Source organism: Methanobacterium congolense, assembly GCF_900095295.1.
Taxonomy (GTDB): domain Archaea; phylum Methanobacteriota; class Methanobacteria; order Methanobacteriales; family Methanobacteriaceae; genus Methanobacterium_C; species Methanobacterium_C congolense.
This window is the reverse complement of record NZ_LT607756.1, coordinates 1,999,363-2,021,665: the sequence shown is the minus strand read 5'-3', so window position 1 is coordinate 2,021,665 and position 22,303 is coordinate 1,999,363. Positions and strand designations below refer to the sequence as shown.

Sequence of the window (22,303 nt, the reverse complement as noted above, 5' to 3'; positions counted from 1 at the left end):
CTATTTTTATCCTATTCAACCACATGGTTTCCCAAATGCTTTGTCTCCTGCATCACCAAGGCCTGGAATTATGTAACCGTCAGGGTTAAGCTCCTTTTCAATTGCACAGGTGTATATCTCAACTTCAGGGTGTTCAGATGAAACCTTTTTCAGTCCCTCCTCTGCTGCTATGATACTGAAGACAACCAGTCTTGAGGGCTTGTCAGTTTCTTTTATCCTTTTGAGGATCTTGGTCATGGTGTTTCCAGTTGCAAGCATTGGATCTGAAACAACAACGATCTTGTCCTTTATTTCAGGCAGTTTTATGTAGTTAACCTCAACTGGGAATGGTGGTTCGTCCCTGCGCCATGCACCAACCACTCCGCACTTTGCATTGGGGAAAACCCGGAGTATCCCATCAACAAGGGGAATTGCTGCCCTTAAGACATTTACAACCACAAAATCGTTTTTATCTTTTATTCTGATACCTTTGGAAGTCCCTAATGGTGTTTCAACTTCAAATTCTTCTGTTTGGAGTGTTTCTGCAAATTCGTAGCTTATCCATCTACCTATTTTGATCATTCCCCTTCTGAAATCTGCACTATCGATACCTGGACTTCTTAATTTTGCAAGTTCTTCCTGAACCAGTGGATGTGAAACAACATTTATCAAGCAACCAACCTCCTTCCTAAAACCTAATGCAAAATATCTTCAAGCAGAGATGAGAACCTTTGATTACTATTAATTTAATCGTTGATTATTTTATTTATTGTGGTGGGAACTTTCAGGTTTCAATCTGTAGTTGAAGATTTCTAACTAAATTTAATTGTTGGATAGATCTTGGCAGTTTAATGTTAAACAGTACTAAAAATGTTTTTAAAAAATGAGTTGGATTGTAAAAAAATAATTTTAATAAATAGTTTTAATTTTTAATGTAATTTATAAAAAGAATAAAAATAGGTGGTAATAATGATTTTAAAGATGCTGTGAGAGGAGCAGGTTACACAATCCTAAAATCATTCTGTGTTCTCCTCATGTGTCAGAACCCTTTTACCATGGGCTGTTGGCACAACTTCGAGTTTTCCACCTTCAAAGTCTTTATCATACTCTTTACCCTCAAAGAGTGTGTGAAGGAATATTGCAAGGGCTGCAACCTCTGAATGTGGCTGTGTTGTCACGGAAACGTTCCAGTCTGCCTCATGGTAAACCTTGGTTGGAACCCTGGAACCACCAACAACAACGAGTTTGTCCTTTGGGGATTCTCTTATCTTTTTTGTTATATCCTGAACTGGTTCTCCGTACATGGTGAGGTGGACTATTTCTCCACCGGAGTTTTTCCATTCATCAAGGAGGTTTTCCCAGTTCTTACGGTAGTCGACCTCGAAGTCTCCACCCCATCGTTTCACAACGTCCCTTACACCTCCCATAATTTTTTTATCTTCATCTCCACTTAATATGACTTTATCTGCTCCAAAAGCCCTTGATGTGAGGCATACATGTGTTGTTATCCTTGCATCCCTAACCCTTCTGTGATCAAGCCTTAAAACGTTAACTTTAACATCATCCATTTTCTTTCCGACCTTTATGACTATTTATTTTTTTTAAAATTAATTAATCCTATTATAGTCCTATTATAATCCTTTTATTAATCTTTTATTTAATTTAAAAATAATTATCTATAGTTTGATTTTGTTTACACTTGATTTAAATCTGATTTTTTCAGAATTTTTCATATCAAAGTTTATTTCATGTGATTGAAGTTATTTTAGTGTTAATTGTGGGATTTAATTCCAGTTGTCTAAACCAGCAAGATCCATGCCATGAGTATCAGGGACAACATCCTTCCAATTTCATTGGATGTTCCAAGTATGTCTCCTGTTGCCCATTTGAAGTTTCTTCGAGCAACAGTTGCAATCAAAGCCCCCCCCAAAAATCCTCCAATCACTCCAATTACTCCGGTTAAGTTGAGGGCTAAAAACCCAATGGCTGATGACAGAACCAGTGAAAGCAGCAAGAGCTTCTTGTTCATGGATTCAATGAAGAACCTCCCTGTGCCGTCTGGAAATGCCTCTGAAAAACTCGCACATGTGACAATACCCATTTTAGCTGCTACCTCTGCTACAATGATCACTGGGAGTATCAAAGCTGCAGGTGCTGATGTTAGACCTGCAAATGTGACAAGGGCCACCATGACGAAGTAAGCCATTCCTCCTGTGCCTATTCGTGTATCTCGCATTACAGATATCTTCTTTTCAGGGGTTCCATGGACCATCATCCCATCTCCAAAGTCCATGAGGCCGTCCAGGTGGTGGAATCCATTGAACCATATCATGAAACTGTATATCAGTGCGGCTGCAATGATTTGGGGTATCTGTACCATGTTCAGGAGGAAGAATCCAAAGGCCCCTGCAAGTATTCCAATGAAACCTCCAATCACCGGCCAGAACCATGTGAACCTAGCCATTTCCTCGATGCTTGTGTGAATATTAAGGGGGAGTATGGTGGAAAAGGATACAAGGCCTGCAATACCCCTCAAACCTCCAGCACTGGAGTTGTTGATACTGTTGTTTTCATCGTTATCTTGCAATTGTGAACCTCAAATTCATTTTTTCATTGAAATTTACTCTTATTTTAATTATTATTCAGTTATTGTAATTATAAAATTTTTATATTTGAATATCAAGTAAATCAGCCAAAACAAATAATCACTCATTCTCAAATACAGTTTGGCTGAACTGGTTATTGAATTGTTTCATTGCAAAATCCAGCTGGCTTTACTTAAATTTAATCTAAGCGGTTTTAAGAGATCTATGGTACTATTCCTCAAATATCTTGGACATGCATCCTGCAACAAGCCCTGCAAAAATATCATCCAGAACCGGGCCAAGATGACTTATTATTCCAGGTTTAGCCTCGTCATATCTTTTGAAGTTGAAAATAGCCTTTGTACCTGCTATCTGATTTGCAACTGACATTCCAAAGACCTCATCTGAGTAAAGGTAGGCAGGATCATCATCCACATTCACACCACGGACGCGGTGTTTCTCGTAGTCCTCTTCAAGTCGTATCCCTGCTATTATGAACGAGACCACGTTCAGATCCTGGAGTGATTTGATTATCTGCATCCTGAGTTTCTCCCGGATTTCATCGGTTTTTTCAACGCCAACAACGAGTTCCATACCTGCATCTGTGAGGTTTTCCACTGTGACTCCAACATCCTCCATGAAACCCAGAACATCCTTTGGAAATCCGCAGATCTTCAGAAGCTCAGCCACAGCCTTCCTTACACATTCGCCAGTGTTTTCAATGGTTTCGATCAATCTATCCTCAGGTGTGGTGCCCCTGCCCTTGCATGCAAGGACCACTGAATCACCGCAGTTCATGGGATCGAAGGAAAAATGGTTCAAAAGCCCCATATCCCATAGGCCTGCAAATTTAGCATCTGAAACTGTTTTGAATAGTTCTAAAAGGGTTTCTTCATTAAGGTACTCATCCACAAACACCATGATGTTCATCCAGAGGTAATCAGCATCGTTGGAGAAATATTTCAGGTAATCTCCAGTTAAAACCGTTGTAACATTGCCCGCGTTGATGGTCACTGAAACTCCATCCGAGGGATTCACAAGTACCATGGCATCATCTGAAACATGAAGATCATCTGAAATTTGGCTTGTTCCAGTTCTGTCTTCTGATTTGGAAAGGTGAGATCCTGATCCCTCAGGGATTTCACTGCAACTGGACTGATTAACGATATTTTTAACCTCTAGGATGCCCCCACCAACATATGGTGTTCCAACTGCAAGAAATCCCTCTTCTCTTTGAATTATAAGCTTTTCATGGTCTTCTAGGACCTTTGCATCTTTTATGCAGATTTTTTTCATTTCATCACCAACACATTATAATAATATGATGAATATAATGAATATATAGTAGGTGGTTTTATGAAGGTTCATCTTAGAGTCTTTGTTGAGATTGAAAACCTGGGAAAAGCCATGAATGCCCTTACAGATGCAGGGATAACCGGATTTTACATTTTAGAGTACAAGGGAATGTCTCCCCAGGATTGGAAGGGATTTTCAATAAAGGAGGATCCAAAATCAGCCATAGGTATGATAAGGGATTATGCAACAGATGCAGTTCTCATATGCAGTGTTGTGGATGAGGAGAGGGTTGATGGAATTATAGAATCTGTTGAGGAAGCCCTTAAAGGGGAGAAGTACACCATACTTGAAGTGCCAATACGCAAAATAATCGTGAGCAACGGAAAACATGAAGCCAAGGAAGATAGGGCTGAAACATGGTTACTTGAAAAGGAAGTGCCCTGCTTTTACTGCGGTGAAAATGCCGTGCAAAGAATTCGTATAGACATGAACAAAGGCAAAATATGGTGCACCAACTGTGGTGCCGCAAGGTACTACACTCTGAAAACGGTGGAAGTACCAGGTAAATCGGAGGGTGGAAAATGACAGTTAAAGCGTGGAAGCTTGAAAAATCCGCCAAGTGCTACAACTGCGGTGATGCAACCATCCATGACATAACAGTTGACGAGTACACCATGGAGATACGCTGCAGGGACTGTGGCTTTGCCCGTTACTACACATTCCACATGGTAAACCTCCCTAAAAAGTGAAAAAACAAGTAAAGCGCAGTGAAAATATAAAAATTTCTAAGGTTTATAATCTAAGGTTTCTAATACCTTAGTGCAGCAGGAAGGATACTATAAAGTAAAATACCACTGCAAATATTATAAAAACAGCCACAGATTTCCAGTCCATTATCAAATCACCTAATTTCTTTTAAATAACTAATACTTCACTAATAATTCAGTTTTTATTTTTATCTTTACCCTATTTTCAGGTTATCTGAGAAATAGGTTTCGTTTTATATTATTTCTTTTAAATTATTTTTTTCTTTAATTTTGGATTTTATTTGGGGTTTCTTTTATATTGATACCTATTTAAACTTCAGAAAACAATATTTTTTTCAATAGAATATTGTTGTAAATTAACAGTTCTACTGTAAATTATGTATCGAAACTTGGAATGAATAGAAAATTGCAGTGATACCATGGTAGTTATCATAGACCCCCAAAACTCTGGAATATCTGGAAACATGATGGTTGGAGCTTTAGCATCCCTTGGAGTGGATCATGAAGATCTCATAAGTGTCATGGAACATTATGCATCACACTTTGGGGATGTAAAGGTTGAAATATCTCATGTTAAAAAATCAGGGATATTCGCAACCTACGCGGATGTTAAATGTAATGATAAAGGTTCTGTAACCTACAAAGAACTCCTCAAAGGTTTTGAAAGTATCAAACACCCGATTGTTTCATCAGAAGTCACAGATTTTGTTAAAAAAGTTTTTAAAACCATTGCAGAGGCAGAGTCAAAGGTCCACGGCACAACAATAGATGAAGTGCACTTCCATGAAGTTGGAGCTGCAGATGCAGTTGCAGATGTTGTGGGTGCAGCCTACGCATTTTTCAAACTGGGATTCAACGAACAAAGGGTTTATGGGATGCCAGTGGCCCTTGGAGGGGGCAGGATAAACAGTATGCACGGTAAACTCAGTGTTCCAGCACCTGCAACCCTCGAGATCCTGAGGAACGTTCCAACCTTCGGAGGGCCTGTTGAAAAGGAGCTTGCAACCCCCACTGGTGCAGCCCTACTCGTGAACATGGTTGATGAATTCTGCAAGTTTTATCCTTTGGTAACGAACAAAACCGTGGGATACGGTGCTGGAAAATATGAACTGTCTATTCCAAACGTTTTAAGGATTGTGAGGGGTGATTCGCACGTTCCAATGGACAAGGTTCATGTACTTGAAACCAACCTGGACAACGTTACGGGAGAGGTTCTGGGCCACACATTTGATAGGTTGATGGAGAAAGGAGCAAGGGATGTTACCATAATACCCACATTGACCAAGAAGAACAGGCCAGGTCATCTTCTAAGGGTCATAACCACACCTGAGGATTCTGAAAATGTTGCGGAAACTATTATAAGAGAAACAGGAACATTAGGTGTTAGATTTTTGCCTTACAGTCATCGAAGTACGGTTTCAAGGAAAATAGTGCCTGTTGAAGTTGATGTCAATGGTATGGAGAAGACCATAAGGATTAAAGTTGGTTTGATTGGAGAAGACATTGTAAGCAGTAAAACTGAGTACGAAGATGCAAAAAAAGTATCAAAAGAAACTGGAATTCCAGTTAAGGATGTTATGGCAATGGCAGAAGATGCTTTCAAGAACAGAAAATCCTCTTAAAATGTCTGAATATAATTTTAGAATAATCAGTGAATCCTATTAATTTATTTTCATCTTCCTGTAAAAATTAAATGATGATTTTAAAGAATTAAACGTTTCAACGAATTAAACTGAAAAATGAGATAATATAAATTAAACTCAAAAAGTGTTTAAAATGGTATCAGAAAAGAAAAAGGCAATAGCAGTCCTCTCAGGAGGTCTGGATTCAACGGTTGCAACATCCAGTTTCAAGGATGAATATGAGATACACGCCCTGACCTTCAACTACGGCCAGAGAAGTGCCCAGAGGGAGGTAAAGGCTGCAAGATCCATATGTAAAAAATTAAACATGAAACACACTGTTCTGGAGCTGCCGTGGCTTGCAAACTTGGGTGGTTCAGCCCTGACATCAGAGGAGGAGATACCTGAAATCAAGGAGCATGAACTGGATGATAAGGAAATCTGTGATGAAACAGCACGTAAAGTATGGGTACCTGGACGTAACGTGGTTTTCACAGCAATTGCAACATCATTTGCAGAGGCAGAGGGTGCTGAGATCATAATAGTTGGGTGGGACCTTGAAGAAGCTGTAACATTTCCTGATAACTCAAAAGAATTTTTAGATGCATTCAACAAGGTTTTGGCCATAGGATCCCCTGATGATATAAGAATTGAAGCACCTGTAATTGGTATGAGTAAGAGGGAGATTGTAGAATTTGGTGAGAAGATTGGAGCTCCAATGTACATGAGTTACTCCTGCTACAAGGATCAGGAGGAGCACTGTGGAGTCTGTGAATCATGTATGAGACGTAAAAGGGCATTTAAAGAGGCAAAAATCCCTGACAAGACTCTTTACATGGAATAAATAACATCTACTTTTTACCTTTTCAATAAAATTTCGCCTTTTAATAAAACTCTTTTTTACTAAATTGTTGTTACACCAATAGAAAGGAAGCTAATAATTTTAATTTTTTAGAAGGATATCTAAAGATGGATACTATCTCATAATTTTATCTCATAATCTATTTTAAAAAATATCAACATCAAAAAAGTTTTTTAAAATAGAAATTAACTGAGTTTTTAAATAAATTTTTAAAATAGAAATTATAATAATATTTAATCTAAAAAAAGGGTATTTTGGTCATTTAATGACCATTAAAGCTTCTCCAGGGTTGACTGTGTCTCCCTCGTCCACGAAGACCTCTTCAACCACTCCAGATTGAGGGGCATGTATATCGTTTTCCATTTTCATGGCTTCAAGGACTGCCACAACATCTCCTTCGTTCACTTTGTCACCTGCTGTCACCTTGAGCTTCAGGATCATTCCCTGCATACTGCATGTGACTCCGCCTTCAACAGGTCCCGATGGTGCCTTGGTTCCAACGGATTCGATCTCCATGTAACCGGTTGGCACAACCTTCACATCGAAAACCTCACCATCAACCTCAACGTTGTACTCGGTTGGAAGTGCAGGGGCTTCAGATGGAGCAACTTTCTCAGGAGATGGGATTTCCTCCTCTTCTGCTTCACCTCTCAGGAATTTAGGTGCAACTGCAGGGTAAAGTGCGTAGGTTAGAACATCCTCTTCCTTTTTGATTATACCCATTTCTTCCCCTTTCTTTCTGAATTTTTCAAGTTCAGGTTCCAGGAGGTCTGCTGGTCTGCAGTCAATTGGTTTCTCATCTCCAATGATCATCTCAGCGATTTCCTGATTGACTGGGGCTGGAGGTTTTCCATAGAACCCTTTGATGTAATCCTTAACCTCTTTTGAAACGTTTTTGTACCTTTCACCGCTTAGAACATTCATAACTGCCTGTATTCCAACTATCTGGCTTGTTGGTGTTACCAGTGGAGGGTATCCAAGTTCCTCACGCACGTGAGGCATTTCTTCAAGCACATCCTCGTACCTGTCCAGTGCGTTCTGCTCCTTAAGCTGGGAAACAAGGTTTGAAAGCATTCCACCAGGGATCTGATATAACAGGACGTCTGTATCCACTCTTTCAGTTATTGGATCGATCAAGCCGCTGTACTTCTTACGTATCTCCTCGAAGTACTTCTTTATATCACTTAAAAGCTTCAGGTCAAGGCCTGTGTCGCATGGAGTGCCTTTAAGTGCTGCAACTATGCTCTCTGTAGGTGGCTGGGATGTACCCCATGCAAGTGGTGATATTGCAGTGTCAAGGAGGTCAACACCTGCTTGACAGGCTGCATAGTAACTCATTGGAGTCATACCGCTTGTACAGTGGCAGTGAAGGTTCACCATGAGGTCTGTTTCTTCTTTAAGAGTTTTAACAAGTTCATATGTGTCGTGTGGTGATATTAATCCTGCCATGTCCTTTATGGTTATTGAATCACATTCCAGTGCTTCCAGTTCCTTTGCAAATTCCACGTACTTCTCTATTGTGTGGAATGGGCTTATTGTGTAACTTATGGTTCCTTGAACATGGGCGCCCTGTTCCTTTGCAACTTTTATTGCAAGTTCCATGTTCCTGATGTCGTTGAGTGCATCGAATATCCTGAAGACATCCACACCGTTTTCATAGGATTTTTCAACGAATTTCCTGACGATGTCGTCGGGGTAGTGTCTGTAACCCAGTAGGTTCTGGCCTCGAAGCAGCATCTGTATCGGGGTCTTTTTCAGGACTTCCTTAAGCTCAACCAGGCGTTCCCATGGATCCTCGTTGAGGTACCTTATACAGCTGTCGAAGGTTGCACCTCCCCAAGCTTCCAGGGAGAAAAATCCAACTTCATCCATCTTCTCGGCAATTGGTAACATATCCCTGGTTCTCATCCTTGTTGCAAGGAGTGACTGATGCGCATCTCGGTATGCTGTTTCTATGATCTTTATCTTTTTCATTCTGACCCTCACAGTAAGTTTGGATTTTGTTTCATTCTTACTTACATTGTCTCTATATAGATAGTCCTAAGTTCCATATATATTTCCGTAATCTATATTCCCATAAATTCCTGAAATACTTTCTCTTTTGAAAAATTTGGGAGTAACTTTTAGGTTTGTATGTGTGTTGAATTCAATTTATTCAAACAAAATTTATTAAAAGCATTTATAAAACAAATTAGATTCATTAAAAAATTTTAAAAAATGTGAATTAAAAAAATTAAGATTAAGAAAATGTGAATTAAATATTTTGAAGGTTATTCCCCTTAAATTCACACTTTGAAAACCAAGAAGTCCTGATTTTGATACACAAGTTTTGCAAAGCTTGAAACGATCTCATTCAAGTGTGAAGTGATATCTCCAGTGTAGTAAAACATTGGATAGAACTCTGAATTTTCCTTCTGCAGATAAAAGGTCCCATTCTTTGATGGAAGGGTGAGGCGTTTGTCCAGTACTATGTAACCTATTCCCTCTTTTTGGAAATCTGATTGAGGGGTGCTTCCATTGAAGTATTCAAAACCATAATGCAGTGGCATATCTGCATAACTTGATACAAGCGTTCCAGAGTAAAGGTTGTTTGTTAAAATGGATTCGTTTTTGACACCATTTGACTTGAACCAGCCTGCAAGTTCAACCTCGGATGTTGTTGGAGGAGCTATCTGGAAGTTTCCAGATGCGGGTTTGGCATAGAAAACCCCCATCTCTGAATTTGTAACAGTTAAAACTCCAAAGAACATTGACAAACTGAGTACAGCTATCAAAAATGAAGATCTGAATCTGGGCGAGGAGAATCGTTTGTAATCTTTAAGATGATAATACATATGGCTTAAAGCGAATCCTCCCAGTATTACCATGGGTATAAGGAGGTAGACAAGAACCCTGTAGGATATAACATTTATGCCAAACCAGTAAGCTTTGCTCAACAAAAAGAGCACAGCAATCCATGTTAATACGAACAATCCTTTTTTTGACCTTAATTTGATACTTACAACGGCCCCTACCAGTGCGAACAAGGAAACTAAAGCTCCAAGATGGCTCAAATAGCCTATGCCGCTGAAAGTTTTGTTGTAATTGAGTTTTGTTCCAAAACCAATTGCCTGTGTTCCATTTTGTATGATACTGTTTAAAAGTTCTGGTTTTAATATCAAAAGCATGATCAAACCTATAATCCCTAAAATAATTCCCACAGAGAGGAATGCTCCAAAATTCTTTAAAACGGTGATCTTGCGGCTCAATATTATTTCAAGTAGAGTGAATGCTATTATAACAAGTATTAAACATAATATGGCTGCTTGATGACTTAAACATACTAATATGAATAATATTCCGGATATAACTGCATATTTCAATGTTTTTTCAGTTATTGAGATATAATAGAAGTAAACTGAAAGGGGCAGGAATATCAGGGCCAGGTTTTCAGGTATTGGAAGCACTAAACGGGTTAACATGTAACTTGAAACGAGAAGAAAACCTGCAGATAATCCTGCAACTTCTCCGTAGATCTTTTTGGCAACGTAACTTACCGAGAGTACTATTGACATTGCAATGATGGGCTGCATGAACCTGGCTATCTGGAAGTAATCCACCTTGAGAACGGTTCCAAGTGCTGCAAGCAGCAGATGGAAAAGAGGAGGATAACCTATGGTCTGGCCTGTGGGCGCATTCAATAGGGGGTCTGTTAGTGTAAATCCTTGTTGGGCATAGATCTTTGCGTACTGCACATGGTACAGTATATCCCAGCTTAAAGGCCAGTTGTGGGTTATTGTGGGTATCAATGCCAGTAAAAAAGCTGCAAGTGCAGGAATCAGTATTAACTTTCCCTTAAAATTTTTTCTTCCGAATTTCATGTTTATCCCGTATTTCTATTTTTATTAGCTTTCTATCTCTATTAAAGGATATTCCGCTATATAGATAGGCCCTTAACTTAATCGTAATGATCTAATTAATATGTTATCTATCACTTACCTGTTCGATAAATACTAATCGAATATTCAAAGGTTTAAGTAGCAGTATCAAGGGCACTGCAGACTTTATTAAAACACATTCATAAATTTTTAAAAAAGATAAATATAATGGATTTGCTTGTGATAAAAACTTATCCTAGTGCTGATCTCTTGTAGTGATGATCCCCTATGAAAAATACGTCTTACATTAATGATCATATCGTTTCATTGATTTCATATAATTTGTTTTAACATTTTCTGAGAATCACTGAACATTTTTCAAAAGCCTGCCGCAAAATTTATATATCACTTCAGCGCATCTATTGTTGTCGGAAGTATGTTACCTTGTTCCGATAAGATTTGAGGTGAAAATCAAGGTAAGCTAAGATGGAGATTAAAAATTAAAAAATCGATTTAAAAAAAGATATTAAAGGATAAAAATCCATTAAAAATCGATTTAACTAAAAAAAGGAAGAGAGGTTTAAATGGTAAGAAAAATAGCAATTTATGGAAAGGGTGGAATAGGAAAGTCCACAACCACCCAGAACACAGCATCAGCAATGGCACACTTTCACAATAAGAAGGTTATGATACACGGCTGCGACCCAAAGGCAGACAGTACAAGAATGATACTCGGGGGAAAAATGCAGACAACCATGATGGACACCCTGAGGGAAGAAGGAGAAGAAGCCTGTATGGATCTGGACAACATCATGTCAACAGGCTTTGAAGGGATAAAATGTGTTGAATCTGGAGGTCCTGAACCAGGTGTTGGATGTGCTGGTCGTGGTGTGATCACAGCCATCACAATCATGGAACAGCAGAAGGTCTACGATGACAACGACTTCGTTTTCTTTGATGTTTTAGGGGACGTTGTTTGCGGAGGATTCGCAATGCCAATCAGGGATGGTAAAGCCGAAGAAATCTACGTTGTGGCATCTGGAGAGATGATGGCGCTCTACGCAGCAAACAACCTCTGTAAAGGTATGGTGAAGTACGCAAACCAGAGTGGTGTGAGACTTGGAGGAATAATCTGTAACAGCCGAAACGTGGACGGAGAAGTGGAGCTTATGAAGGAGTTCTGTAAACGTATAGGAACCCAGATGATCCATTTCGTTCCAAGGGACAATATAGTCCAGAAGGCAGAGTTCAACAAACGAACAGTTGTTGAATTTGATTCTGAGTGTAACCAAGCTCATGAGTATGAAACACTTGCAGCCAAGATCATCAACAACGACAAATTCGTTATTCCAAAGCCTATGTCCATGGACGAACTTGAGGAACTGGTTCTTGATTATGGTTTGGTGGATTAACACCTAACTTATAAATTTTTTAAATTAGTTTAGATTCAGGAGTTAAAAAATGAAGATGGTACGTGCAATATTAAGACCAGATAAAATAGATGAAGTTGTAGAAACTCTTGCAGAGTCAGGATATGTTGCTCTCACCAAAATGGACGTAATTGGCCGTGGAAAACAGAAGGGTATCCAGTTGGATAAGATATACTACGATGAACTTCCCAAGGTCCTTCTAATGCTGGTTGCAGAGGATGAGGGGATACCTGAAATAATAGAAAAGATCAATGAATCCGCATTTACAGGGAATTTTGGTGATGGAAAAATATTTGTAAGTGATGTTGAATCTGCATACACAGTAAGAACAAGATCAGAGGGATTATAACCTATAAATTGGAATGGTGCATTAAATGAAAGAAATAATTGCCATAATACGCCCTAAAAAAATGGCTCAAACAAAAAATGTTCTCGAAACTCTGGGATTTCCTGCAATGACTGCACGCAGGGTCATGGGAAGGGGAAAACAGAGGGCCATAATAGGGGAGGTTTCCTTTGATATTCAGGAGCCAGAACTTCTGGAAGAAAAGGGATCCATGAGTTACATACCAAAGCGGATGATCTCACTGGTTGTTCCAGATGAGGATGCGTCTCTAGTTGTTGAGGTCATAATGAGGGTTAACCACACAGGACAAATAGGGGATGGAAAAATCTTTGTATGTCCCATAAGGGATGCTGTTAGGGTTAGAACTGATGAAAGAGGAGAAAGTGCAATAGCTTAAAGAAAAATTTGCAAGTTGAATTAAAGAGAATAAAAAAAATCATTGAACTTCGTTACTGAACTTTGAATAATCAAAGAAAACTTCAAAAAACAATCATTTGAAATGGGAGTTTAAAAATTCAACCATTCACTCCATTCTTCATACTCCCATTTCAAATTAATTTAAGTCATTAATCTCACGAATTTAGTTAACAACGAATGAAAACATTCAAGAGGTTTTAAATTATTAAAAGCATGTTTTTCACTTAAAAAGGAGATTAAATAAAGAAATTAAGCCATTTAATAAATGAATTTAAAATTTAAAAAATTTAATGATAAAAGGAGAATTATAATGCCTTACAAACTTTTTGATGTGGATAAGGATATTCCTGAAAGAAAAAAACACACTTACGTTAAGGATAATGCAGACCCTACGGAAGATATTCCTGCCTGCAATACCAAGACAGTTCCAGGGTGCATGACTGAAAGGGGTTGTGCATTTGCGGGTGTTAAAGGTGTTATAACTGGAGCTATAAAAGATGTTGCTCATGTTGTTCATTCACCTGTGGGTTGCACATTCTATGGATACGGAAGTAAGAGGTATCCAACCAGTCAGGATATGCCAGATGGAAGCAAATTTCCAATAGAAAATTTCAACCTCAAGTACATAGTTGGAACGAATCTCACGGAATCAGACGTTGTATTTGGTGGAATGAAAAAGTTAAGACAAACCATTCTTGAAACTGCAAAGGAATTCCCAGAAGCAAATGCAATTTACACCTACTCAACATGTACCGTTGGCCTCATAGGTGATGATATGGATGCAGTGGCCAAAGAACTCTCTGAAGAACTGGGTAAGGATGTTGTTGCCTTTAACGCCCCTGGTTTCTCAGGTCCAACACAGTCCAAGGGACATCACGTTGCAAACCACACACTGTTCGATAATCTTGTGGGTACCAGAGAGCCACTTGAAACAACCCCCTATGATGTCAATCTCATAGGTGAGTACAACATAGATGGAGACCTCTGGGTCATTAAGTCCTACTTCGATGAAATGGGAATAAGGATATTGTCCTCTTTCTCAGGTGACTCAACCCATGATGAGATATGCTGGATGCACAGGGCCAAACTCAGTCTTGTAAGGTGTCAGCGTTCTGCAACCTACATAGCGGATCTCATAGAGCAAAAATATGGAGTACCCTACATGAAGGTGGACTTCTTTGGGCCCAGGTACTGTGCAGAAAACCTAAGAGCGGTTGGAAAATACTTTGGACTTGAAGACAAAGCAGAAAAGGTTATAGAAAGTAGAATGAAAGATATAAAGCCTCAGTTAGAATTCTACAAGGAAAAACTCAAGGGTAAGAAGGTTTGGGTTTTTTCAGGAGGTCCAAAGAACTGGCACTTCCCAAGGCCTCTTGAAGAAGAGCTCGGAATGGAGGTAATTGCAGTATCAACCATGTTTGAACACGAAGATGGATACGAAAAGATCAAGGAACGTGTGGATGAGGGAACAATAATATTTGACGATCCAAACTCCCTTGAAATGGAGGAAATAATCGAAAAATACAAACCCGATCTCATGCTTTCAGGTATAAAAGAAAAATATCTGGCCCATAAGATGGGAGTACCATGTATTCTTATCCATTCCTACGAAAATGGTCCTTACATAGGCTTTGAAGGCTTCTTAAACCTTACAAAGGATATTTATGCTGCCGTATATAACCCTGTTTGGAACATGCTGGAATTTGAGTACGAAACTGAAGGAGGTATTGAAGAAATGAGCATGGAAGAAACTGAAGAGGAGGTGGCAAAATGAGTGGTGAAACCGTTAATAAAGAATCTGATATGACTACCTGTGGTATAAATATCGTTGAAAAGGATAGAAATGCCATTATAAATCCTCTTGTAACATGTCAACCTTTAGGTGCCATGTTTGCAGTTTCAGGGGTTAAAAGGGGACTTCCACTGGTTCATGGATCCCAGGGTTGTTCAACATTTGTACGTTACGGATTCTCAAGACACTTCCGTGAACCATCTGAAATAGCTGTCACCTCACTTCACGAGGATGCAGCAGTATTTGGAGGGCGTAAAAATCTCATATCTGGTATAGGAAATCTTGCAGTAAGGTTCAAACCAGAACTCATGGGTATCGTAACCACGTGTTCATGTGAAATCATTGGAGACGATGTTGAAGGTTTCATAAAGGTTGCCCGTGAAGAGATGATCCAGAAGATGGGTAAAGAAAAGGCTGAAAAAATTAAACTAATACACATAAGTACACCCAGTTTTGTTGGAAATCACTTCACAGGGTATGACAACGCTGTGAAGGCAATGGTCTCAAACCTTGCAGAGGATCCAGAAGAATCCAACGGGAAGGTCAACATAATTCCAGGAATAGTTAACCCTGGTGACATACGTGAGATAAAACACATGATGGGCCTTATGGGTTCTGAAGGTATAATGCTCACTGACACATCTGACCCATTCGATTCGCCGTTAAGGCCTTCTACAACACAGAAGAAACCTTATTACCCAAAGGGAGGTACACCTGTTGAAGACATTTGTAACTCTTCAAACAGTCTTGGAACAATCGCTCTGTGTAACTATGCAGGTTCTGCAGCCCTTGAACTGGATAAAAAGTACGATGTACCTGCAGTTATTGGTCAACTACCAATTGGACTACAGAACAGTGATGATTTCGTTAGGAACATGGTTAAATTAACCGGTATGGAAGCTACAGATGAACTTCTGGATGAAAGGGGTTTGCTTGTGGATTCAATGGCAGATCTCGCATCAAGATACCTTTTCGGACGTAATGTTGCCATTTATGGAGATCCAGCAATGGTCAGTAGCATAGCAAGATTCGTGTGTGAACTTGGAATGGTGCCTGCAGTTGCATGTACTGGAACAGAGAATCCAGAGTTTGTGGAGGATATGAAAAAGGTTTCCAAGGAATCTGATGGTCCAATAGAGGTCATGCCGGGACAGGATCTCAGGGCATTGGAACTACGTCTAAAGGAAGAACCTGTTGATCTGGTGATAGGACACTCCGATGGAAGGGTAATAGCCAAGGATCTTGGAATACCTCTTGTTAGGGTGGGATTCCCGGTTTACGACCGTGCAGGGTATCATAGAGTACCAATTGTTGGATATAATGGAGGAATCAATCTTCTTAACAGGATAACCAACACCGTACTTGAAACATACTACGATGAAACCCACTGGAAGCTCCAGCAGTAACAAAGCAGTAAAATTTAGTAAATACTGGATAATTTGGATAATTGATTATTTTGGGTTAGTATTGGGCTGAATCCAAACATTATCCAACTCTTTTTTAAAATGCAATCTAAAAAATCTAAAAAGTAGCACTTAAAAACTTTAAATATTGAAATTATGCTTAATAATCATATCTTTAATTAATAAATTGATAATAATTTTCAAAGGATTGAAAATAATAATTATTCACATTCATTGGTTAGAGGAGGCTAAAATTGGTATTAAATACTGACAACAATGCAGATGTGGAAGTAAAAAATAGAAAATCAAAGAATAATGGCTTAAATACTGAAATAGTAATGCCTGAAATTCCAGAATCTGTTCTGAAAACATTGAAGTCTCGTAAAAGTCACATGTGCATAAAAAGCCAGGATTCAACTCCTTCATGTAACGAAGCATCAATACCAGGTGCCGTCACCCAGCGTTCATGCGTCTATGGGGGGGCTAGAGTAGTTTTAATGCCAATAACCGACGCAATACATTTGGTACACGGTCCTGTAGGTTGCGCTTCATGTACATGGGATATAAGGGGGAGTAGGACTTCGGGGGATGATCTTTACAAAACAGGCTTTTCAACAGATCTACAGGAGAAAGACATAGTATTTGGGGGAGAAAACAAATTATTTGAAACTATAATTGAATTAAATAAACTTTACAAACCTGCAGCGATATTTGTATATGCTACATGTGTTGTTGGATTGATCGGGGATGATTTGAAAAGTGTGTGTAAACAGGCTCAGGAGATAACCCAATGCAAGGTTATACCCGTGCAATCTGAAGGTTTTAGAAGTTTTAACAAATCTTTGGGCCACAGAATTGCATGTGATGCCCTTTTAGATTATGTGATAGGAACAGACTCTGAGGAGGATAAGCTCAATTCGAATGAAAGTTTCAGTGAAAACTCCAGGTACAAAATAAATGTAATAGGGGAGTTCAATGTTGCAGGAGATCTATGGGCTATAAAATCACTCTTTGAAAGGATAGGTGTTGAAATAAACTGTTCAGTGACTGGTGACTCAAGAGTTGCCCAAATAGTCAAGGCTTATAAGGCTGATCTAAACGTTGTTCAGTGCCAGAAGTCTTCCAACTATCTTGCACATGAAATGGAGAAGAAGTATGGTATACCTTCCATAAAGGTCAACTTCTTTGGAATTGAAGAAACATCGGAATCATTAAGGGCAGTTGCGAACTTCTTCGGTGATGAAGATATGATGAAGAAGACTGAAGAACTTATAGCGGAGGATGTGAAGAATTTACGTTCTAAAATCGTCGGTTACAGGAAAAAATTGGAAGGTAAACGTGTAGCAGTTTATGTTGGGGGAAACAAGGCATGGTCACTTATAAGGTCATTTGAAGAGCTTGGAATGGATGTTATAATGACAGGAACACAAAACGGACTTCCAGAGGATTACCAGAGAATACAGGATGCTGTGAGGGATGGAACCTTAGTGGTGGATGATGCGGGTTCAATGGAACTTGCAAAACTCCTGAAAAAGTATAAACCTGATCTAGTTGTTTCAGGTGCAAAGGAGAAATATATGGCATTAAAAATTGGAATACCCTTCTGTGATTTTAACCATGATAGAATAACCTCCTTCGCAGGTTTTCAGGGTTTCATGAACTTTGCACGGGAAGTTGACAGGTCTGTTTCCAGCCCTGTTTGGAAGTTGGTTCCCAGGGCCATTGAAGAATGATGGATAAAACAAGATGGATAAAAAAAATGAATTTAATGGGATAATTAAGCAAAAATCCTCAAGTTATAAATGATTAAGGAGAATTAAAGGTGATTAAAGAAAATCAGGAAGTAGATGGTCTTCATAAAAATTTTGCAGTTATAAACCCCTGCAGGTTCTGTCAGCCAATGGGTGCTTTACAGGCACTTCTGGGAGTTAAGGGTGCAATGCCTTTGATTCATGGTTCTCAAGGATGCAGTACCTACATGAGGTTTCAGCTTTGCCGCCATTACCGTGAACCCATAAATGTGGCATCCACATCAATGAGTGAGGGTACCGTTGTTTATGGAGGTGAAGCAAACCTCTTAAAAGCTCTTAAAACAATATGCAATGAGTATGAACCGAGTTTGATCGGTGTGACTTCAAGTTGTCTCACAGAAACCATTGGAGATGATATGTCTGCCATAATAAAGAAGTTTAAAGAATCTTATATTGAAAATAGTGATGGTAAATGTATAGATGTTTGTGCAGATGTTGAAGTTAGTGGTGAAGATGCTGATAACACTATTCCTGAGGTATCAATCCATGATCTTCCAATAATTCCAATTTCAACCCCCAGCTATGCAGGTAGTCATGTTGAAGGATACGACAGAACCATAAAGGCACTTGTTGAAGCTTTGGCCCAAAAATTCAGTGAAAATGGGGATAACGGTAAAGTGAATATTGTAATGGGCACAGTATCTCCTGCAGATGTGGAAGAGATTAAAGATATACTTGAAACTCTTAAATGTGGAAATATAATCCTAACAGATACATCAGAATCACTTAATGCACCAAGTACCGGGGATGTATCATTTTTTCCATGTGAAGGGACAGGTTTGGATGAGATTAGGGACTCTGCAAATTCAAGGGGCACCATATCCCTATGCAAACATGCAGATTCTGGAGCCCTTCTCCTGGAGAATAGGTACGGAGTCCCATCATTTTCACTGCCAATGCCGGTGGGACTTAAAAATACCGATGAGTTCATAGGATGCTTAACCACCCTCATGGAACTGGAAACCTCAAAGAAGCTAGAAAGAGATCGTGGAATACTTATAGATGCTATTGTAGATGCTCATTCCTACAACTACGGCCGGAAGGTGGCCATATATGGGGATCCTGACTTCGTTGCTGGAATGGCCCAATTCGTATCAGAACTTGGAATGATCCCGTCGGTACTGTGTACTGGAGTTTCCAGTCAGAGATTCATTGAGGATATTAAGTGTATGAACCATGAAACTGGTAGCGAGCCTACAGTACTTGCAGGAGGAGATCTCTATGACCTCCATGAAAATATCAAAGAGGGAGATATAGAATTACTCATTGGAAATTCTTACGGTGTGAGGGTAGCTAAGGAAGAAAATATTCCTCTGGTAAGGTTAGGATTCCCTATCTATGATCGTTTAGGTGCTCAAAGGGTGCCGGTACTAGGTTACAGGGCCGGTACCCATCTGGTGGATCTGTTGACCAACACCATCATAGAGAACTACTACGATTTTGAAGGAGAAATTAATGTTCCATAAGGGGGAAGGTATCGAAATGAGAATTGCAGTAGCTTCAAGTGATGGTAAAAATGTGGATCTGCACTTTTCAACATGTGATCACTTCTTGATCTTTGAGTTGCAGGATGGACTGGTGGAATTCCTTGAACTCAGGGAAAAACCAAATACTATAATTAAAGAGCATTCAGATCGCTGGAGATCTGCCTGTGCCCTACTGGAAGATTGTGATATGATCCTATGTGCTAAAATTGGTCCAGAACCCAGATCAAATATTGAAAAGAAGGACATCAAGGTACTAGAATCACAGGGGCTGATTAAAGACAACCTTGAAAACCTTCATTAAATTTATTTTTAACCCAGTTATAACTTTTAATATCTTTTATTCTATAAAATTATAAAACTTAAAAACCGCAATAATGTTTTAATTGAATTCATAAAATTCATTAAAAACTCATTTATTCTCATATCATCAATTATAATAATTATTTCATTGATTTTAAGGTTTTAGAGGTGCATCCATATTGAAAAAAATTTTAACTGCCTGTACAAGGGACTGTCCCGGTGGCTGTAGCATAATCGCCACAGTTCAAGATGGAAAAATAACCAAATTAAAGGGAAATCCCGACCATGACATCACAGATGGATTTCTTTGTCCAAACACTTCTAAGTACCTTGAAAATGTTCAGTATAACTCAAAAAGGGTTTTACATCCGCTTAAAAAGGTGAATGGGGCCTGGAAGAGAATAAGTTGGGATGAAGCCTTTGACATAATGGTGTCCCGACTCAGATATACAATAAAAAAACATGGAACAGAATCCATACTTTACTACCAGGGATTTGGATCAAGAACCGCTCTTAAAATACTTAATCGTCGATTTTTCAATTTACTGGGTGGGGTTTCAACCATTTATGGGACTGTTTGTGGTGGCATAGGTCAGGCAGGTCAGGAAATGGATCTGGGCAGGAGAATATCCCATGATCACATGGACCACCTAAACAGTAGGGTTGTGATCATTTGGGGTAGAAATCCCGCAGTCACAGACATCCACCTCTGGAGGATACTCAGGAAAGCCCAGAGAAACGGTACAAAACTCATAGTTGTTGACCCCATTAAAACAAAAACAGCAAGATACGCGGATATTTTCGTTCAACCGAAACCTGGAACGGATCCTTACCTTGCAATTGCAGTTTCAAAACTGATACTTCAGAAGGATCTTGCAGACAAAGATTTTATTAGTAGAAACACTAAAAACTTCGAGAAATACCTCCAGATCATCTATGGCTTTTCCATGGAGGAACTCTCAATTAAATGTGATGTCCCGACTGAAACCATAACGGAACTTGCACTTACATACTCTCAAAACAAACCTTCCAGCATAGTCACTGGTTGGGGCCTCCACAGATACATGGCAGGACACCTTACCTTCAGATTTTTGGATGCCCTAGCAGCCATAACAGGAAACATTGGGATCTCCGGTGGGGGTGTGAGCCAGGGATTCGAGGAGTTCGGCTTCTTTGATGGTTCATATTCCCTCGACAATTTAGATAAAAGTAGAAAACTTCCAATGCCGACAATTGGGAGGGCCATCCTTAAAACAGAGGATCCACCTATAAAGATGGCATTCATAACATCAGGAAACCCTGTTAATCTGAGCCCGAACTCGAACAGAGTTAAAAAAGCATTTGAAGGTGTTGATTATGTTGTGATGATGGATCACTTCCTAAACGACACATCCGATGTTGCAGATCTGTTTTTACCTGCAACAACCTTCCTTGAAGAGGGGGACATGCTTGGGAGTTATGGTCACAATTGGATATCTCCTATAAATCCAGTATCGCCTCCTGAAGGTGAGGCAAAATCAGAGTTTGAGGTTTTTCAGACACTTGCAGATAAGATGGGATTTGGAGAGGAAATGGCAGGAAGCACGGCTGAATGGTTAGAGAAGATAGCAGCTCCCATTGCAGACATGGGGATCCAATGGGAAGATATTAAAAAAGGCCCTGTGAATCTGGTGCCTGAAGATGAGATCCCCTACGCCGATGGAGAGTTCTTAACAGAATCTGGGAAATTTGAATTCATAGATGAATTCCATGAAACTTCATGTTACAGAAAAAACAAGGATCTTGAGGATGGTTACAACCTCCATCTTATCTCATCCTCCCCTGAAAAATGGATCCGTTCGGTTGTCCCAGAAACTGAAATGAAGCAGGGAGTTCTCAGTGTTGAAGTTTCATCCAAGGTACTCCAGAAACTAGGGATGCATGATGGAGAAACTGCAGTTCTTGAATCTCCAGTTGGGGAGCTTGAAGTAATTCTTCAGGAGAGTGAGGGTGTAAGGATAGACACGGTTAAGGTGCAGATGGGTGGCTGGATGAAGTACGGTAAAAATATCAACGTTTTAACTGTGGATGTCATGAGTGAAGCTGGAAATGGAACTCCATACTATGAAACTATGGTTAAAATTCGAAAAAAATGATGTGGCCAGATCCAAATAAGGCATATTATTCTGATATAAATTATTATTTATAACTACGTATTCTGTTTATTTTAGAAATTAGTAAGTACTTTTTTTAACTAATTATTACTAAGTCCTGGCAATTCCCCATAATTTAGATTTATTCCTAAATCATGTTTCAATTCGGTCTATGCTTTATTGGGGAAGAAAATTCCTTCAATAAGTCTATTAATGT

General features: G+C 39.3%; 19 protein-coding genes. 13 read left to right on the top strand and 6 right to left on the bottom strand.

Annotated features, from left to right (window positions below):
• Nucleotides 1–15: 15 nt before the first annotated feature.
• From upp to MCBB_RS12310, 4 genes are all read right to left on the bottom strand, one after another.
• Nucleotides 16–651, bottom strand: a complete 636-nt coding sequence (gene upp / locus MCBB_RS09610) for a uracil phosphoribosyltransferase (protein ID WP_071907554.1) — start codon at nt 649–651, stop codon at nt 16–18.
• A gap of 344 nt (nt 652–995) precedes the next feature.
• The gene (locus tag MCBB_RS09605) at nt 996–1,547 is read right to left on the bottom strand and encodes a tRNA (cytidine(56)-2'-O)-methyltransferase (RefSeq protein WP_071907553.1); all 552 of its coding nucleotides are present in this window, start codon (nt 1,545–1,547) and stop codon (nt 996–998) included.
• 230 nt (nt 1,548–1,777) lie between these two features.
• Complete coding sequence (gene cobS, locus MCBB_RS09600; RefSeq protein ID WP_071907552.1) at nt 1,778–2,566, bottom strand: adenosylcobinamide-GDP ribazoletransferase; 789 nt, start codon at nt 2,564–2,566, stop codon at nt 1,778–1,780.
• Between the two features lie 229 nt (nt 2,567–2,795).
• Nucleotides 2,796–3,860: a phosphatidylglycerophosphatase A gene (locus tag MCBB_RS12310; protein WP_145976038.1), complete on the bottom strand. Its 1,065-nt coding sequence runs from the start codon at nt 3,858–3,860 to the stop codon at nt 2,796–2,798.
• Between the two features lie 60 nt (nt 3,861–3,920).
• On the opposite strand from MCBB_RS12310, the gene MCBB_RS09590 reads away from it, so the two are divergent.
• From MCBB_RS09590 to queC, 4 genes are all read left to right on the top strand, one after another.
• Complete coding sequence (locus MCBB_RS09590; protein WP_071907551.1) at nt 3,921–4,445, top strand: MJ1244 family protein; 525 nt, start codon at nt 3,921–3,923, stop codon at nt 4,443–4,445.
• Nucleotides 4,442–4,609, top strand: a complete 168-nt coding sequence (locus MCBB_RS12160) for a hypothetical protein (protein ID WP_171899127.1) — start codon at nt 4,442–4,444, stop codon at nt 4,607–4,609. The genes MCBB_RS09590 and MCBB_RS12160 overlap by 4 nt, the downstream gene beginning before the upstream one ends.
• A gap of 437 nt (nt 4,610–5,046) precedes the next feature.
• Complete coding sequence (gene larC, locus MCBB_RS09585) at nt 5,047–6,249, top strand: nickel pincer cofactor biosynthesis protein LarC (RefSeq protein WP_071907550.1); 1,203 nt, start codon at nt 5,047–5,049, stop codon at nt 6,247–6,249.
• A gap of 154 nt (nt 6,250–6,403) precedes the next feature.
• On the top strand, nt 6,404–7,093 hold the full coding sequence (queC, locus tag MCBB_RS09580) for a 7-cyano-7-deazaguanine synthase QueC (RefSeq protein WP_071907549.1): 690 nt from the start codon (nt 6,404–6,406) through the stop codon (nt 7,091–7,093).
• A gap of 276 nt (nt 7,094–7,369) precedes the next feature.
• Here queC and oadA read toward each other — a convergent pair whose 3' ends face one another.
• A complete protein-coding gene (gene oadA, locus MCBB_RS09575; RefSeq protein WP_071907548.1) occupies nt 7,370–9,085 on the bottom strand; it encodes a sodium-extruding oxaloacetate decarboxylase subunit alpha in 1,716 nt (571 codons plus the stop codon).
• Between the two features lie 311 nt (nt 9,086–9,396).
• The gene (locus MCBB_RS09570; RefSeq protein ID WP_071907547.1) at nt 9,397–10,971 is read right to left on the bottom strand and encodes a glycosyltransferase family 39 protein; all 1,575 of its coding nucleotides are present in this window, start codon (nt 10,969–10,971) and stop codon (nt 9,397–9,399) included.
• A 581-nt stretch (nt 10,972–11,552) separates the two neighbouring features.
• Between MCBB_RS09570 and nifH the strand changes: the two genes are divergently transcribed.
• From nifH to MCBB_RS09525, 9 genes are all read left to right on the top strand, one after another.
• Nucleotides 11,553–12,380: a nitrogenase iron protein gene (gene nifH, locus MCBB_RS09565; protein WP_071907546.1), complete on the top strand. Its 828-nt coding sequence runs from the start codon at nt 11,553–11,555 to the stop codon at nt 12,378–12,380.
• 49 nt (nt 12,381–12,429) lie between these two features.
• Nucleotides 12,430–12,747: a P-II family nitrogen regulator gene (locus MCBB_RS09560; protein WP_071907545.1), complete on the top strand. Its 318-nt coding sequence runs from the start codon at nt 12,430–12,432 to the stop codon at nt 12,745–12,747.
• A 25-nt stretch (nt 12,748–12,772) separates the two neighbouring features.
• Nucleotides 12,773–13,141 carry a P-II family nitrogen regulator gene (locus MCBB_RS09555; RefSeq protein WP_071907544.1) on the top strand — a complete coding sequence of 123 codons (369 nt, stop codon included), beginning with the start codon at nt 12,773–12,775 and terminating at the stop codon, nt 13,139–13,141.
• A gap of 330 nt (nt 13,142–13,471) precedes the next feature.
• Nucleotides 13,472–14,935: a nitrogenase subunit alpha gene (locus MCBB_RS09550; RefSeq protein ID WP_071907543.1), complete on the top strand. Its 1,464-nt coding sequence runs from the start codon at nt 13,472–13,474 to the stop codon at nt 14,933–14,935.
• The gene (locus MCBB_RS09545) at nt 14,932–16,359 is read left to right on the top strand and encodes a nitrogenase component 1 (RefSeq protein WP_231916352.1); all 1,428 of its coding nucleotides are present in this window, start codon (nt 14,932–14,934) and stop codon (nt 16,357–16,359) included. The genes MCBB_RS09550 and MCBB_RS09545 overlap by 4 nt, the downstream gene beginning before the upstream one ends.
• A gap of 335 nt (nt 16,360–16,694) precedes the next feature.
• The gene (nifE, locus tag MCBB_RS09540) at nt 16,695–18,089 is read left to right on the top strand and encodes a nitrogenase iron-molybdenum cofactor biosynthesis protein NifE (RefSeq protein WP_084790039.1); all 1,395 of its coding nucleotides are present in this window, start codon (nt 16,695–16,697) and stop codon (nt 18,087–18,089) included.
• An 89-nt stretch (nt 18,090–18,178) separates the two neighbouring features.
• Nucleotides 18,179–19,633, top strand: coding sequence for a nitrogenase component 1 (locus MCBB_RS09535; RefSeq protein ID WP_231916351.1), 1,455 nt, complete (start codon nt 18,179–18,181; stop codon nt 19,631–19,633).
• Nucleotides 19,623–19,955, top strand: coding sequence for a NifB/NifX family molybdenum-iron cluster-binding protein (locus MCBB_RS09530; protein WP_197668940.1), 333 nt, complete (start codon nt 19,623–19,625; stop codon nt 19,953–19,955). The genes MCBB_RS09535 and MCBB_RS09530 overlap by 11 nt, the downstream gene beginning before the upstream one ends.
• A 178-nt stretch (nt 19,956–20,133) precedes the next feature.
• The gene (locus MCBB_RS09525) at nt 20,134–22,089 is read left to right on the top strand and encodes a molybdopterin-dependent oxidoreductase (protein WP_071907542.1); all 1,956 of its coding nucleotides are present in this window, start codon (nt 20,134–20,136) and stop codon (nt 22,087–22,089) included.
• Nucleotides 22,090–22,303 lie beyond the last annotated feature (214 nt).

What these genes read in the sequence shown, in the direction of transcription:
- MCBB_RS09530 (WP_197668940.1), top strand. Translation starts at nt 19,623, where the DNA reads ATGTTCCATAAGGGGGAAGGTATCGAAATGAGAATTGCAGTAGCTTCA.
- MCBB_RS09560 (WP_071907545.1), top strand. Translation starts at nt 12,430, where the DNA reads ATGAAGATGGTACGTGCAATATTAAGACCAGATAAAATAGATGAAGTT.
- nifH (WP_071907546.1), top strand. Translation starts at nt 11,553, where the DNA reads ATGGTAAGAAAAATAGCAATTTATGGAAAGGGTGGAATAGGAAAGTCC.
- MCBB_RS09605 (WP_071907553.1), bottom strand. Translation starts at nt 1,547, where the DNA reads ATGGATGATGTTAAAGTTAACGTTTTAAGGCTTGATCACAGAAGGGTT.
- oadA (WP_071907548.1), bottom strand. Translation starts at nt 9,085, where the DNA reads ATGAAAAAGATAAAGATCATAGAAACAGCATACCGAGATGCGCATCAG.
- MCBB_RS09590 (WP_071907551.1), top strand. Translation starts at nt 3,921, where the DNA reads ATGAAGGTTCATCTTAGAGTCTTTGTTGAGATTGAAAACCTGGGAAAA.
- larC (WP_071907550.1), top strand. Translation starts at nt 5,047, where the DNA reads ATGGTAGTTATCATAGACCCCCAAAACTCTGGAATATCTGGAAACATG.
- nifE (WP_084790039.1), top strand. Translation starts at nt 16,695, where the DNA reads ATGCCTGAAATTCCAGAATCTGTTCTGAAAACATTGAAGTCTCGTAAA.
- MCBB_RS12160 (WP_171899127.1), top strand. Translation starts at nt 4,442, where the DNA reads ATGACAGTTAAAGCGTGGAAGCTTGAAAAATCCGCCAAGTGCTACAAC.
- MCBB_RS09555 (WP_071907544.1), top strand. Translation starts at nt 12,773, where the DNA reads ATGAAAGAAATAATTGCCATAATACGCCCTAAAAAAATGGCTCAAACA.
- MCBB_RS12310 (WP_145976038.1), bottom strand. Translation starts at nt 3,860, where the DNA reads ATGAAAAAAATCTGCATAAAAGATGCAAAGGTCCTAGAAGACCATGAA.
- MCBB_RS09570 (WP_071907547.1), bottom strand. Translation starts at nt 10,971, where the DNA reads ATGAAATTCGGAAGAAAAAATTTTAAGGGAAAGTTAATACTGATTCCT.
- queC (WP_071907549.1), top strand. Translation starts at nt 6,404, where the DNA reads ATGGTATCAGAAAAGAAAAAGGCAATAGCAGTCCTCTCAGGAGGTCTG.
- MCBB_RS09545 (WP_231916352.1), top strand. Translation starts at nt 14,932, where the DNA reads ATGAGTGGTGAAACCGTTAATAAAGAATCTGATATGACTACCTGTGGT.
- MCBB_RS09550 (WP_071907543.1), top strand. Translation starts at nt 13,472, where the DNA reads ATGCCTTACAAACTTTTTGATGTGGATAAGGATATTCCTGAAAGAAAA.